The sequence below is a fragment of the Streptomyces sparsogenes genome (assembly GCF_001704635.1).
In the GTDB taxonomy this organism is placed as follows: Bacteria; Actinomycetota; Actinomycetes; order Streptomycetales; family Streptomycetaceae; genus Streptomyces; species Streptomyces sparsogenes.
The window spans coordinates 43,146-56,348 of sequence record NZ_MAXF01000028.1 but is presented as its reverse complement, the minus strand read 5'-3'; the positions used below and the strand labels follow the sequence as shown (position 1 = coordinate 56,348).

General features: G+C 72.5%; 13 protein-coding genes. 11 read left to right on the top strand and 2 right to left on the bottom strand.

The window, feature by feature from the left end; all coding sequences use genetic code 11:
- Positions 1-54: 54 nt before the first annotated feature.
- Positions 55-2,166 carry a hypothetical protein gene (locus tag BBH68_RS05595; RefSeq protein ID WP_065959299.1) on the bottom strand — a complete coding sequence of 704 codons (2,112 nt, stop codon included), beginning with the start codon at positions 2,164-2,166 and terminating at the stop codon, positions 55-57.
- Between the two features lie 311 nt (positions 2,167-2,477).
- Between BBH68_RS05595 and proB the strand changes: the two genes are divergently transcribed.
- The 5 genes from proB (at position 2,478) to BBH68_RS05570 (ending at position 7,743) form a co-directional block, all read left to right on the top strand.
- Positions 2,478-3,635 carry a glutamate 5-kinase gene (proB, locus tag BBH68_RS05590; RefSeq protein WP_065959297.1) on the top strand — a complete coding sequence of 386 codons (1,158 nt, stop codon included), beginning with the start codon at positions 2,478-2,480 and terminating at the stop codon, positions 3,633-3,635.
- 212 nt (positions 3,636-3,847) lie between these two features.
- Complete coding sequence (locus BBH68_RS05585; RefSeq protein WP_065959295.1) at positions 3,848-4,306, top strand: hypothetical protein; 459 nt, start codon at positions 3,848-3,850, stop codon at positions 4,304-4,306.
- A 117-nt stretch (positions 4,307-4,423) separates the two neighbouring features.
- Complete coding sequence (locus tag BBH68_RS05580) at positions 4,424-5,722, top strand: glutamate-5-semialdehyde dehydrogenase (RefSeq protein ID WP_065959293.1); 1,299 nt, start codon at positions 4,424-4,426, stop codon at positions 5,720-5,722.
- 228 nt (positions 5,723-5,950) lie between these two features.
- Positions 5,951-6,604 (top strand): SCO2584 family spore wall biosynthesis protein, encoded by a 654-nt coding sequence (locus tag BBH68_RS05575; protein ID WP_065959291.1) that lies wholly within the window; start codon positions 5,951-5,953, stop codon positions 6,602-6,604.
- A gap of 59 nt (positions 6,605-6,663) precedes the next feature.
- Complete coding sequence (locus BBH68_RS05570; protein ID WP_065959289.1) at positions 6,664-7,743, top strand: SCO2583 family membrane protein; 1,080 nt, start codon at positions 6,664-6,666, stop codon at positions 7,741-7,743.
- A 24-nt stretch (positions 7,744-7,767) separates the two neighbouring features.
- Here the strand turns inward: BBH68_RS05570 and BBH68_RS05565 are convergent, their stop codons facing one another.
- Positions 7,768-8,955 (bottom strand): M48 family metallopeptidase, encoded by a 1,188-nt coding sequence (locus BBH68_RS05565; RefSeq protein ID WP_079150824.1) that lies wholly within the window; start codon positions 8,953-8,955, stop codon positions 7,768-7,770.
- Positions 8,956-9,078: 123 nt separating this feature from the next.
- Here BBH68_RS05565 and BBH68_RS41810 point away from each other — a divergent pair, with 123 nt between their 5' ends.
- The 6 genes from BBH68_RS41810 (at position 9,079) to BBH68_RS05545 (ending at position 13,177) form a co-directional block, all read left to right on the top strand.
- Positions 9,079-9,231, top strand: coding sequence for a hypothetical protein (locus tag BBH68_RS41810; protein ID WP_158080317.1), 153 nt, complete (start codon positions 9,079-9,081; stop codon positions 9,229-9,231).
- Between the two features lie 87 nt (positions 9,232-9,318).
- Positions 9,319-9,483, top strand: coding sequence for a hypothetical protein (locus BBH68_RS41805; protein WP_170066535.1), 165 nt, complete (start codon positions 9,319-9,321; stop codon positions 9,481-9,483).
- Positions 9,484-9,542: 59 nt separating this feature from the next.
- Positions 9,543-10,154, top strand: coding sequence for a nicotinate-nucleotide adenylyltransferase (gene nadD, locus BBH68_RS05560; RefSeq protein WP_065959288.1), 612 nt, complete (start codon positions 9,543-9,545; stop codon positions 10,152-10,154).
- A gap of 10 nt (positions 10,155-10,164) precedes the next feature.
- Positions 10,165-12,003, top strand: a complete 1,839-nt coding sequence (locus tag BBH68_RS05555) for an LCP family protein (RefSeq protein WP_065959286.1) — start codon at positions 10,165-10,167, stop codon at positions 12,001-12,003.
- 83 nt (positions 12,004-12,086) lie between these two features.
- Entirely contained in the window at positions 12,087-12,527 is a 441-nt protein-coding gene (gene rsfS, locus BBH68_RS05550) for a ribosome silencing factor (protein WP_065959283.1), read from the top strand.
- A complete protein-coding gene (locus BBH68_RS05545) occupies positions 12,524-13,177 on the top strand; it encodes a histidine phosphatase family protein (protein WP_065959281.1) in 654 nt (217 codons plus the stop codon). Before rsfS ends, BBH68_RS05545 begins: the two co-directional genes overlap by 4 nt.
- Positions 13,178-13,203: the final 26 nt, after the last annotated feature.

Sequence of the window (13,203 nt, the reverse complement as noted above, 5' to 3'; positions counted from 1 at the left end):
GCCCCGGGAGCGAACTCCCAGGGCCCGTGGGGGTGGTGCGTAGAGCCGCGGTCCTCAGACCGCCGCCGTCTCCTCCGTCTCGGGCGAGCCGGCCTCCAGCTCCGCCTCCTCGGCGGCGTCCCTGGCCTCGCGCTGCGCGGGGATCTCGTCCGACAGGCGGGTGGCCATCCGGGCCCGGCGGGCGTCGGCCTTGGCGCACAGGGCCTGGGCGGCCCGGTCGAAGCGCACCAGCGACGGCGGGTCGGACGGGCCGAGCAGGTGCACCTTCAGCTCGGCGCGGGCGGCCACGTTCGTGTCCTTCTCCGGGTCGCGGACCGCTTCGAGGAGGGCGGGGACGCCGTGGGCGTCCGGGGTGAGGATGGTCGCGGCGCGCACCGTCGGGAAGCCCGCCTTGAACTCGGCCTCGGACAGACCGCTGGTGTTCGCCACCGCGTACGGCTTCTCGCTGGTCAGATAGTCCGAGACCACGCTGGAGACATCGCTGATCAGCAGGTCCGACTGGTTGAAGCAGGCGAACAGGGCCGGCCGCGGGCCGGTGATGATCTGGTGCTCCCACACCGGGATCGACGCCCAGTAGGCGTTCTCCCAGGCCGTGATGGCCGCCGTGACCGCCGCGGCGCGGTCCCCGTCCGGGGCGCCCTGGAGCTTCATGCGCTCGATTTCATCCGCGCTGGCGCGGAAGGAGGTGCTGGTGAGGCGGTTGAGCTCCTCGGTGCGTCGGGCCAGCTCGGCGGCGGCCTCCGCGCCGGGCCGGGCGCCCCCGCGCTTGGTGTTCGCCTCGGTGATCATCGCCCTGATGCGCTCGTCGGCGCGGCCGGCGCGCGGGTCGACCGAGCCGGTCATCGGGTGCGGCTTGTACAGGAGCCGCACCTTGGGGTCGGCGAGCAGCTCGCGGACGATGTTCTCGCCCGCCAGGATGACCGAGGTGTTGCCCGGGTTGCCGTCCCAGCCCTCCCAGGTCGGCGCGTACAGCACGGTGGTGAAGTCTTCCCCGCCCGCGCCGCCGAGCGCGCCGGTGGACGCGGCCGCGTAGGGGCGGATCGGGGCCAGCTGCGGGCGGCCGACCTCGACGACGTCCTTGTCCTCGACGCCGATGTCGGCGAGCTGGTAGCGCTCCCGCGCCGCCGGTCCCGCGACCCACACCTCGTCGTACGCCTTGGCGTACGGGTTGCAGCTGGAGAGCTTGTCGCTCTCGCCGTGGTTGATGAAGGCGTGCTTGATCGACGGGATGCGCAGCACCTGCGAGGTCTTGCCGGAGTTCGCCGGGTGCAGCAGCACCTTGAGCGTGGAGTGCTCCAGCCGCATCAGGTGCGCGACCTTCGGCAGGCACACGATCGGCACGTCCGTCGCGTCGATCTTCTGCACCATGAAGCGCTCGCGGAGCACGATGATCGGGTTGCCCTCGAGCGCGGCGAGCGTGGAGAGCCACATGTTCGCCTGGTACGCCGAGGTGGTGCCGCCGGAGAAGTACATGCCCACGGTCGGCCGGTACTCGGCCAGCCACTTGTCCAGCCACTCCAGCGCCTTGGCCTCGCTCACCACACGCTTGCCCGGCAGCAGCCAGGTGCCCAGGTGGACGGTGCCGACGACGGCGACCAGCAGGCCGACGGCCACGCCGATCCCGCCCCACCAGCCGTTCGTGGTGCCCGCGGTGACCAGCAGACCCGCGGTGATCGGGGCGGACAGGCGCAGCAGCCGGCGGCCGTGCTGGCGGGCGAACAGCCGCGGCGGGGCGTCGCTCAGCCGCAGCGCCGAGGTGTCGATGTTGCGGGTGACGAACGGCAGCTGGCGGCGGCGGCGGACCAGGACGGCCACCGCCTGGCAGGCGAAGTGCGTCACGTAGAAGAGCAGCAGCCCGACGGTGAGCGGCGCCTGCTCGTGCAGCGGGTCGATGCCCTCTATGCGCAGCAGGCCCACCACGATGAGCATGTCCCGGAACAGCTGGCGCACCGTGACGTCGAAGCGGACCTTGCTCAGCAGCGACAGCAGTCCCGGTTGCTGGTGCTGGAGATACAGATCGAGCGCGAGGCCACCCGCCGACGCGGCGATGAGGAGGGGCACGTTCGGGAGGACGGCGCCGATGAGCTGTGTGGTGAAGAACACCAGCATCGCGAGCAGCGCCGCCAGCTGTACGGCCCGGCGGGGGGCGATTCCGGCAGAGGGCACGGGTTGGGCTCCTGGCAGGAGAACGGAGGAACTAACAACTAACTATGGAGGATCCCTGACCGTATGCCGCCGTCAGGTCCGGTGACAATCCGCGCCCGCGCCAACCGCCCCGAATCGGGTCCAAAGGAGCCGCCCGGGGCCCCACGCGGCCTGTGCCGGGCCCCGCGGCGCCGGCGCGGGACGCGTCCGGGGGCTGAAACGCTCGGGCGTGAGATGCCGTGACTGACGTAGATTGCCCGCTTGTCATGATGAGTGTGTAGGGCAAGCGCTCATCGGGGCGTGGACGAGCTGATGACGAGCAGAGGAGCGGCGTGAGCGAGCGGGATGGGGCGGCGGCGGTACGGGACGAGGTGGTCGCGGCCCGCAGGATCGTGGTCAAGGTCGGCTCGTCCTCCCTCACCACCGCGGCGGGGGGCCTGGACGCCGACCGGGTCGACGCGCTGGTCGACGTCCTGGCCAAGTTCCTGGAGGGCGCCGGCGACGCGGAGGGCAAGGAGATAGTCCTGGTCTCCTCCGGCGCCATCGCCGCGGGCCTGGCGCCGCTGGGCCTGGAGAAGCGCCCCCGCGACCTGGCCCGCCAGCAGGCCGCCGCCAGCGTCGGCCAGGGCCTCCTGGTGGCCCGCTACACCGCCTCCTTCGCCCGCTACGGGCGCCGGGTCGGCCAGGTGCTGCTCACCACCGACGACACCAGCCGCCGCGCCCACTACCGCAACGCCACCCGCACGCTGGACCAGCTGCTGGCCATGGGCGCGGTGCCGATCGTCAACGAGAACGACACGGTGGCCACGGACGAGATCCGCTTCGGCGACAACGACCGGCTCGCCGCCCTGGTCGCCCACCTGGTGCGGGCCGACCTGCTGGTGCTGCTCTCCGACGTGGACGGCCTCTACGACGGGGACCCCAGGACCCCCGGCGCCTCCCGGATCGCCGAGGTCACCGGCCCCAAGGACCTGGACGGGGTCTCGATCGGCAGCGCGGGCCGCTCCGGGGTGGGCACCGGCGGCATGGTCACCAAGGTCGAGGCCGCCCGCATCGCGGCCGCGGCCGGCGTCCCGGTGGTGCTCACCTCCGCCAGCCGGGCCGGTGACGCCCTGCTGGGCCGCCCCACCGGCACCTACTTCCACCGCACCGGCCGCCGCTCCGCCGACCGGCTGCTGTGGCTGGCCCACGCCTCCGCCCCGCGCGGGGCGCTCACCCTGGACGACGGGGCGGTGCGGGCCGTGGTGGAGCGCCGCACCTCGCTGCTGCCGGCCGGCATCTCCGCCGTGGAGGGCGAGTTCACCGCCGGGGACCCGGTCGAGCTGCGCGACACCGAGGGGCGGGCCGTCGCCCGTGGGCTGGTCAACTTCGACGCCAAGGAGATCCCGCGGCTCATCGGGCGGTCGACCCGTGAGCTGGCCCGGGAGCTGGGCCCCGCCTACGAGCGCGAGGTCGTGCACCGCGACGACCTGGTCGTATTGCACCCGTGACGGGCGTCACTCAGGGGAGAGAAAATCCGACAAGTCCGTTCATTCAACGGAGAGCTTCCGGAAAACCGCCCCGCGGCCTCCCGTGGGCTGGTCAACTTTGTTGCACGGGGTCGCACCGGCAGCGGGCCCGTACACCGAACCGCGGGTAACCGCAGGAGAACCACGGCTCCGCCCGGTGCGTGAGCGGAGCAGCGAGCAACAGGAGGCCGCCGGTGAGACGAGGGCGCTCGGGGGCGCCGCCCCACGCGGCGGCACGCACCCTGACCAGTGTCGGGACCGCCGGCGCCGGGCCCGTGGGGGCGCCGGACGCGGTGGGCGCGCCCGCCGAGGCCGGCCGGCTGTGGCATGTCACCCTCAGTCTGTCGGGGGCCGAGGCGCCGCTCAGGGACGTCCGGCAGGCGCTCGAGCGGCTGGCCCAGGACCATCCGTTCCTGCTGACCAGCCGCTATGCCAACGACCACGCCGAGATCCGCTACTGGGAAGAGGCCCGGGACCTGCACGACGCGGCGGCGGTCGCGCTGCGGCTGTGGGGCGAGCACCGGGCCACGGCCAAGCTGCCGCCCTGGGAGATCGTCGGGCTCGAGGTCATCGACCGCGACACGTACCACCAGCGGGTCGCGGAGGGGTACGGCCCGCCGCCCGCCTCCCCGGTGGGGGTGCACCCGTACTGACCGCAGCCGCACTGGCCGCACCCGTACTGACCGCGCCTGTACTGATAGGTGAGAATTCCGTCTCGAAAGGCGAAACGACGCGGGGCATACGGCCGGGCGCTCAGTAGGCTTCAGTCCATGAGCAGCGCACCCACCTCGCCCCTCACCGACCCCTGGCCGAAGTCGCCGGTCCTCCAGGCCGCCTACCGGGCCCGGGCCGCGGCCGCCGACCTCGCCCCGCTGCCGCGCGCCGTCAAGGACGACGCGCTGCTCGCGATGGCCGACGCGCTCGAGGTGCGGACCAAGGAGATCGTCGAGGCCAACGCGCTCGACGTGGCGCGGGCCCGCGAGGCCGGCACCAGCGAGGCGATCGTCGACCGCCTCACCCTCACCCCCGAGCGGGTGCGGGCCATCGCCTCGGACGTGCGGGACGTGGTCGCGCTGCCCGACCCGGTCGGCGAGGTGGTGCGCGGCTCGACCCTGCCCAATGGGATCGACCTGCGCCAGGTGCGGGTGCCGCTCGGCGTCGTCGGCATCATCTACGAGGCCCGGCCGAACGTGACGGTGGACGCCGCCGCGCTGTGCCTGAAGTCGGGCAACGCGGTCCTGCTGCGCGGCTCGTCCTCCGCGTACCAGTCCAACACCGCGCTGGTGAAGGTCCTGCGCGACGCCGTCGGCGGGGCCGGACTGCCCGCCGACGCGGTGCAGTTGGTGCCGGGCGAGAGCCGGGAGTCGGTGGCCGAGCTGATGCGCGCCCGCGGCCTGGTCGACGTGCTGATCCCGCGCGGAGGCGCCTCACTGATCCGTACCGTCGTCCAGGAGTCGACGGTCCCGGTGATCGAGACCGGCACCGGCAACTGCCATGTGTACGTTGACGCGCAGGCGGACCTCGACATGGCCGTCGAGATCCTGGTGAACTCCAAGGCGCAGCGGCCCAGCGTGTGCAACGCCGCGGAGACGCTGCTGGTGCACCAGGACATCGCGCCGGTGTTCCTGCCGCGCGCGCTGGACGCGCTGGCCGAGGCCGGGGTCACGGTGCACGCCGACGAGCGGGTGCTGGCCCTGTCGGAGGGCTCCAAGGCCACGGTGGTCCCGGCGGTCGTGGACGACTGGGAGACCGAGTACCTCTCGTACGACATCGCGGCCGCGGTCGTGGACTCCCTGGACGCCGCGGTGGCCCACATCCGGCTGTGGTCCTCCGGCCACACCGAGGCGATCGTCACCACCTCCCAGGCGGCCGCCCGCCGCTTCACCCAGCTGGTGGACTCGACGACGGTCGCGGTCAACGCCTCCACCCGGTTCACGGACGGCGGCCAGTTCGGCTTTGGCGCCGAGATCGGCATCTCCACGCAGAAGCTGCACGCGCGCGGCCCGATGGGCCTGCCCGAGCTGACCTCCACCAAGTACATCCTCACCGGGGACGGCCACATCCGCTGAGCGGGGTCCCCCGTCCGGCATGACCCGCCCGACGTCACCCGCCCGACGTCACCCGTCCGACGTCACCCGTTTGGAGTCCCCCGTCCGGTGTCACCCGTTCGGGGGATGTGACGGTCGGTCGGGGGGTACGCCGGTCGGGTGGTGTTTCCGCCGTCCGCTCCCGTCCGCCATTCCCCCGAATAGCATTTCACCCTGCCCAAATTGACCCGGCAGGTCTACTCTGAATGGGTGCCGGACGACGTGGGAGGCAAGCCGTTCCCGGACGGTGACGAGCCCGACGACCGCAGCCACGGGGAAGCGAACGACGAGTTCGCCGCCGTGGTCTTCGACGAGGACTTCGTACGGTCCGCCGCGATCCACGAACCCACCGCCATCGAGCGGATGCTGGCCGCCGCCCAGGCCCGCGCCGAGGCCGAGGCGTCCCGCCGCCGCAGGGCGGGCGTCCCGCCCGAGGACGAGCTCTACGAGGACGGCTACGGCCCCGACGGCGACGCCGAGTTCGGATACGACCACTATGACGCCGACGCCGACACCTACCCGGCCGGCGGATACGGCCCCGACCGGGACGCCGACGGGCCCTATGGCCCGTACGGACCATACGGGCGGTACGGCAGCGCCGGGCGCCCCTACCGGGGTCATGCCCGCTGGCACCGCCCCGTGGCCTGGCTGCTGGCCGTCCTGATGGGCATAGGGGTGGTCGCGCTGGCCTTCACTGCCGTCTACCGCGGCGCCTCGGGCAACCGCCAGGACCCGGCCCCACCACCGGCCACCAGCGGTGTCGACGCCACACCCACCGAGCGCCCGGGCGCCGTTCCGTCCGTGCCCCCGGTGTCCGCCGGCTCTGACGCGCCCGCGGCCTCGGCTGCGCACAGCTCCCCGTGAACGGAAGTTGTGGAGTATCACCGCGTTTACCGGCGCCTCCCGCGACCTACTCTTGAGGTATGACCGGGCGTGGAAACCCTCCTGAGGGGACCCCCGAGGGCGTCCCGGGAGATGGCGACGACGAGTATCGCTCCGTCGTTTTCGACGAGTCGTTCGTCCGTGCTGCCCGGCTCCAGGAATTCTCCGCCCAGGAGCGCATGGGCGAACACGCCAGGGCGGTGCGCAGCCGGCACGCCTGGGCCCGGGCGGGGGCCTCGCGCCAGGCCGTCGTCCTGGTGCTGCTGATCGCCCTCGCCTTCGCCGTCGCCGTCTACATGGGCGTACGGCACCCCTACGAGACCCCCCAGCCGCAGACCGCCGAGCCGCTGCGCAGCAGCGTGGTGCCGCTGGCGCCGCGCGGCGAGGTGCCCGGCGGGGAGCCCGCGGCCCTGTTCGAGAACAGCCCGGCCAGTTCCTTCGCCACCGGCGCCGAGGGCGTCACCCTGCCCGGTGTGCGGCGCACCCACAGCTTCTCCGAGAGCCAGGTGATGGCCGCGCTCACCACCGCCAAGGAATACCTCGTCAAGTCGGCCCTCGACCCGGACGTGCTCACCGGCGGCGAAGTGCGGCCGCTGCGGCTGCTGCTCGACCCCGACCAACTCGACCAGTTCGACCGCAGCTTCGAACACCCGGTCGACGACGGGCGGTACGCGGCCACCGGCTGGCTGACCCGCTTCAACCCCGCCGAGGTGGCGCTGGCCATGCCTGCCGTACGGGTCCACGGCACCCTGACGGCCACCGAGCGGAACGCCTCGACCCTCGAGGTCACCGCCGACCACACCTTCGTCTACGCCGTGCGGCGGCCCCATGAGGGCGGCACGGACCACGCCTCGCTGTTCACCGTGCGGCGCGAGACGCGGTTCCGCTTCGACCGTGTCGACCTGCGCGACCACCACCTGGAGCTGGTGCAGTCCTCCGTGCTGGCCGGCCCGCAGGCCTGCGCCGCGAACGCGGCCGGATATCTGCGGCCGCTGCTGGCCGGGCAGAGCACCAAGGACGACGCGCCGCCCGGCACCAACCCGTACGGCATCGGCCGCCCCAAGGCATCCCTGTGCGGCGTGCTGTCCCCCTCCGCCCTGCCCCACCTGCCCCCCTCGTAGCCGCTTCCCGATCCGTTACGGGACTTACGGAAGGTCCGGCTCGGGGCCGCCCTGGGGCGGCTGGGACGGGTCCTGGGACGTTCCCCGGGGCTTCTCCTGTGACTTCTCCTGTGACTTCTCCTGGGACTGGGACTTCTCCCGGGCCCTGTCGGACGGCGCGGCGCCGCCCCCGCCGGTGAACTTCTCGCGCAGCTTGCTGCCCAGGTCCCCCGCGCCGCCCGCCACATCCCGCACGAACGCCATCAGCGGGTCCTTGCCGGCGCGCACCGACTCCGCGTAGTGGTTCGCCGACTCCCGGAAGGAGTCGCTGACCGAGGTGTTCCTGTCCTCGTCGCGCCGTGGGTAGTGACCGTCCATGATCCGCTGGTAGTCGCGGCCGGCGGCCCACCTCTTCAGCTCGGCGGCGCGCACGGTGGTGAACGGGTGGCTGCGCGGCAGCATGTTAAGGATCTTGAGGACGGAGTCCCGCAGATCGCCCCCGGCCTCGTACTCCTCGGCCTGCTCCAGGAAGGCGTCCACGTTCATCTCGTGCAGGTGGTGGCCGCCCGCGAGCTTCATCAGCCCCCGCATCGACGCCCTCAGGTCCTGGCCGACCAGCAGCCCGGCGCGGTCCGCCGACAGCTCCGACTTACGGAACCACTCGCGCAGCGCCGTCACCACGGCCATCACCGCGACATTGCCGAGCGGGATCCAGGCGACCTTCAGCGCGAGGTTCGTCAGGAACAGCAGGATCGTGCGGTAGACCGAGTGCCCGGACAGCGCGTGGCCCACCTCGTGGCCGACGACCGCCCGCATCTCCTCCTCGTCGAGCAGCTCGACCAGGCCGGTCGTCATGACGATGATCGGCTCGTCCATGCCGATGCACATCGCGTTCGGCCGGGGGTCCTGGGTGACGTACATCGCGGGGACCTTGTCCAGGTCCAGGATGTAGCAGGCGTCCCGCAGCATGTCGTTGAGGTGCGCGAACTGCCGGTCGCTCACCCGCACCGAGTCGGACAGGTAGAGCAGCCGCAGGCTCCGCTCGGGCAGCAGCCCGCTCAGCGCCTTGAAGACGGTGTCGAAGCCGGTCAGCTTGCGCAGCGCGACCAGCGCCGAGCGGTCCGCCGGGTGTTCGTACGCGCGCGAGGAGATCCCCGGGAACCGGCGCCGCTCACGCCCCGGCACCCGCTCAGGACCGCCGCCCCCGCCGCTCGAGGTGTCGCTGTCGCTCATCCAGGGCCCCCTCGCCGCAACTCATGGCCGGTGCCGTCCCCGGCCCATGCCCCAGCCTAGGGCCCCCGCCGCTCGTGGCGGGGTGGGCGGGGGCCCCGGCCGGGGGAGGGTTAGCGTGGAGGCATGCCCGACATGACTGGTCTCACCGAAGTGCTCGCCGCCACCACCAAGCACGGCGGAGGGCCCGGAGCGCTGCTGCGCATCGTCCTCGTGGTGGGGATCGTGGGCGCCGTGCTGCTCGCCTGGTTCCTGCTGCGGGGGTACAAGCAGGACTGAGACGGGTACGAGCAGGACGGAGATCCGGCTCGCATACGATGTGGCGGACGCACTTGCCCGCCTCGATCCGGATAGGTTCTGCCTGCGATGACCGCTTTTCACAGCACCGCGCACACCCTGACCACCCTCGCCGCCGAGGGCGAGAAGGGCGGCAACCACCCGAGCATCAGCCCCTTCATGACCGGCGGCGCGGCCCTGCTCATCCTCCTCCTGCTGCTGTGGGTCACCACGCGCTTCAACCGGGACCGCTGACCGAGGTCACAGCCCCCACGGGTCCCGGCGCGGGGCCGGGCCCAGTAGGGTCTGCTCGCATGGGAGAGCAGAAGGGGCACGTCAAGCGGCGCCTAGGGGTGATGGGCGGGACGTTCGACCCCATCCACCACGGTCACCTGGTCGCCGCCAGCGAAGTGGCCTCGCAGTTCCACCTCGACGAAGTGGTGTTCGTACCGACCGGGGAGCCGTGGCAGAAGAGCCACAAGAAGGTGTCCCCGGCCGAGGACCGCTATCTGATGACGGTGATCGCGACGGCCTCGAACCCGCAGTTCTCGGTCAGCCGCATCGACATCGACCGGGGCGGCCCCACCTATACCACCGACACGCTGCGCGATCTGCGCGCGTTGAACAGGGACGCGGACCTGTTCTTCATCACGGGCGCGGACGCGCTCGCCCAGATCCTCACCTGGCGGGACGCCGAGGAGCTCTTCTCGCTCGCGCACTTCATCGGGGTGACCAGACCGGGTCACATACTGGCCGATCCGGGGCTGCCGGAGGGCGGGGTGTCGCTGGTCGAGGTGCCCGCGCTGGCGATCTCCTCCTCGGACTGCCGGGCGCGGGTCGCCCACGGCGAGCCGGTCTGGTATCTGGTGCCGGACGGCGTGGTGCGCTACATCGACAAGCGCGAGCTGTACCGGCACGACTGCTGAAGGGGCACCGGTGAACGACGGACAGGACCCGTACGACCCGTACGCGCGGGATCCGCATCCCCAGGACCCGCAGATCTACGGCTACGACGCCTATGGCCGGCCGGTGTATCAGCCACAGCCCTACGACCCGTACGCGCAGGGGCAGTCGCAGCAGCCACAGCAGCCGCAGCAGCAGGACGGCTACGGCTACGACCCGTACGCGGGCGGGCAGCAGTACCCGCAGCAGCACGACCCGCAGCAGCAGGGCTACGACCAGGCCGCGTACGACACCACGATGTACGAGGGCACGACGTACGACACCTCTGCGTACGGCGGCTCCGGGTACGACACCGCGACGTACGACCCCGGCACATACGACACCGGCACATACGACACCGGCACGTACGACACCTCTTCGCAGGGCACCTCGCCGTACGACCGCACCGGCGCGGCGCAAGCGGGCCCCTACGAGACGTACGAGCGGCCCCGCCCCGCCGAACGACCCGCCGAACGCCCCGCGGAGCCGTCCGCGCAGCCGGCCGCAGAGCCGGCCACGGAGCCATCCCCGGTGCCGTCCGCGCGGACAGCCAAGCAGCCCGACGGCGAGGACTACCGCACCGAGCAGTTCTCGTTCGTCGAGGAGCCCGACGAGGACTCCGAGGACGTCATCGACTGGCTCAAGTTCGCCGAGACCCGCACCGAGCGGCGCGACGAGCGCAAGCGGAAGGGGCGCAACCGCCTGGTGGCGCTCGTGGTGGTGCTGGTCCTCGCCGTCGTCGGCGGGGTCGGCTACCTCTGGTACGCGGGCAAGCTGCCGGGCCTGTCCGACGACGGGCAGGACCCGGCCGCCGCCGGGGGCTCGCAGAAGCGCGACGTGATCGTGGTCAACCTGCGCGAGACCAAGGGCGGGCGCACCTCCACCGCCCTGCTGGTCGACAACGAGACCACCAAGAAGGGCACCACCGTCCTGCTGCCGAACGCGCTCGCCCTGTCCACCGAGGACGGCGGCTCCACCACGCTCGGCAAGTCGGTGGTGGACGAGGGCTCCGACGCCACCCGGGACTCCCTGAGCACCCTGCTGGGCGCCGACATCCAGGGCACCTGGCGGCTGGACACCCCGTATCTGGAGAACCTGGTCCAGCTCGTCGGCGGCATCACCGTGGACGCCGACGCCACCGTCCCGGGCGCCGCGAAGGGCGACGGCCCGCTCGTCGAGCGCGGCAAGGGGCGCGAGCTGAGCGGCGAGGCCGCCGTCGCGTACGCCACCTACCGGGGGCAGGGCGAGGCGCAGACCAAGCAGCTCGCCCGCTTCGGGCAGGTCATGCACGCGGCGCTGAAGGAGGTCTCCAGCGATCCGGACGGCGCCACCAGCACCGTGGAGTCGCTCGCCCAGATCCCGGACCCGTCGCTGAGCGAGCAGCAGCTCGGCGCCTCGCTGGCCCGGCTGGCCGAGCGGGCCAAGAACGGCTCGTACGACACCACCATGCTGCCCGTCCAGCCGGACGGGACGCTCAGCGAGCGGTCCACCGACCGGGTGGTCAGGACCATCCTGGGCGGCGCGGTCAAGAACACCGACCAGGACGCGGCGCCGCGCGTCAGCGTGCGGAACGCGGGCTCGGTGCGGGGCGCGGCGGGCGAGGCGCAGGTCGCGCTGGTCAACGGCGGCTTCACGGTCGTCGGCGCCAGCGAGCAGGGCGGCACCCCGCAGGCGGCCTCCCAGGTGCTGTACGCGGACGCGAAGCAGGCCGCCCAGGCCAAGGAGGTGGCCAAGACGCTCGGGCTGGCCGCCGGCGCCGCGCGGAAGGGCAAGGTCGCCTCGAACGCGGACATCACGGTGGTCCTCGGCCAGGACTACGACCCGAAGAGCTGACCGGCGGGCGAACGGCCGGACGGGGTGACGGTGGGGCGTGAGACCCTTGGGGTATCACGTCCCACCGACCGAAAGCCTCGCCTGTGACCGCCACGGACCGCTCCATCGAGCTCATCAACGCCGCCGCCCAGGCCGCAGCCGACAAGCTCGCGCACGACATCATCGCGTACGACGTCAGCGACGTGCTGTCGATCACCGACGCCTTCCTGCTGGCCTCCGCCCCCAGCGACCGCCAGGTCAAGTCGATCGTCGACGAGATCGAGGAGCGGCTGAACAAGGACCTGGGCGCCAAGCCGGTGCGCCGCGAGGGCGACCGGGAGGCCCGCTGGGTGCTGCTGGACTACGTGGACATCGTGGTGCACGTCCAGCACAGCGAGGAGCGCGTCTTCTACGCCCTGGAGCGGCTGTGGAAGGACTGCCCGCAGCTCGAGCTGCCCGCCGACGCCGAGGCCACCCGTGGCAAGGCGGAGGAGCACGCCCAGGCGCAGGGCGCCGGCGGCGGGCTGGACGGTGAGCTGCGCTGAACGGCTCCCAGGGCGGCCGGGGCCGCCGCATAGTCCTGTGGCGGCACGGCCAGACGGCCTGGAATCTGGAGCGCCGCTTCCAGGGGACCACGGACATCGAGCTGACGGAGACGGGGGTCGCCCAGGCGCGCCGCTCGGCCCGGCTGCTGGCCGCGCTGAAGCCGCACGCGATCCTGGCCTCCGACCTCAGCCGCGCCAAGGCGACGGCCGCCGAGCTGTCGGCCGTCACGGGCCTCGAGGTCAACTACGACGCCGGGCTGCGGGAGAGCTACGCCGGGCAGTGGCAGGGGCTCACCCACGAGGAGATCACGGCGCGCTTCGGCGAGCAGTACGCGGCGTGGAAGCGCGGCGAGCCGGTGCGGCGCGGCGGCGGCGAGCTGGAGACCGAGGTGGCCGACCGCGCCGCGCCGGTCGTGGTGGAGGCCGCCGACAAGCTGCCGGACGGCGGCACGCTCGTCGTGGTGAGCCATGGCGGCACGATCCGGACCACCATCGGCCGGCTGCTGGGCCTGGAGCCGATGTCCTGGGAGGCGCTCGGCGGGCTGTCGAACTGCTGCTGGTCGGTGCTGGGCGAGGGCGGGCGCGGCTGGCGGCTGCTGGAGCACAACGCCGGATCGCTGCCCGAGCCGGTGCTCGGCGACGACGTCTAGGAGGCGGTCGGGGCGGCGAGCGACCG

Bases quoted from the DNA above. Each gene is read 5' to 3' on its own strand.
- BBH68_RS05580 (WP_065959293.1), top strand. From the start codon at position 4,424: ATGAGCAGCGCACCCACCTCGCCCCTCACCGACCCCTGGCCGAAGTCG.
- BBH68_RS05570 (WP_065959289.1), top strand. From the start codon at position 6,664: ATGACCGGGCGTGGAAACCCTCCTGAGGGGACCCCCGAGGGCGTCCCG.
- BBH68_RS05565 (WP_079150824.1), bottom strand. From the start codon at position 8,955: ATGAGCGACAGCGACACCTCGAGCGGCGGGGGCGGCGGTCCTGAGCGG.
- BBH68_RS41810 (WP_158080317.1), top strand. From the start codon at position 9,079: ATGCCCGACATGACTGGTCTCACCGAAGTGCTCGCCGCCACCACCAAG.
- BBH68_RS41805 (WP_170066535.1), top strand. From the start codon at position 9,319: ATGACCGCTTTTCACAGCACCGCGCACACCCTGACCACCCTCGCCGCC.
- nadD (WP_065959288.1), top strand. From the start codon at position 9,543: ATGGGAGAGCAGAAGGGGCACGTCAAGCGGCGCCTAGGGGTGATGGGC.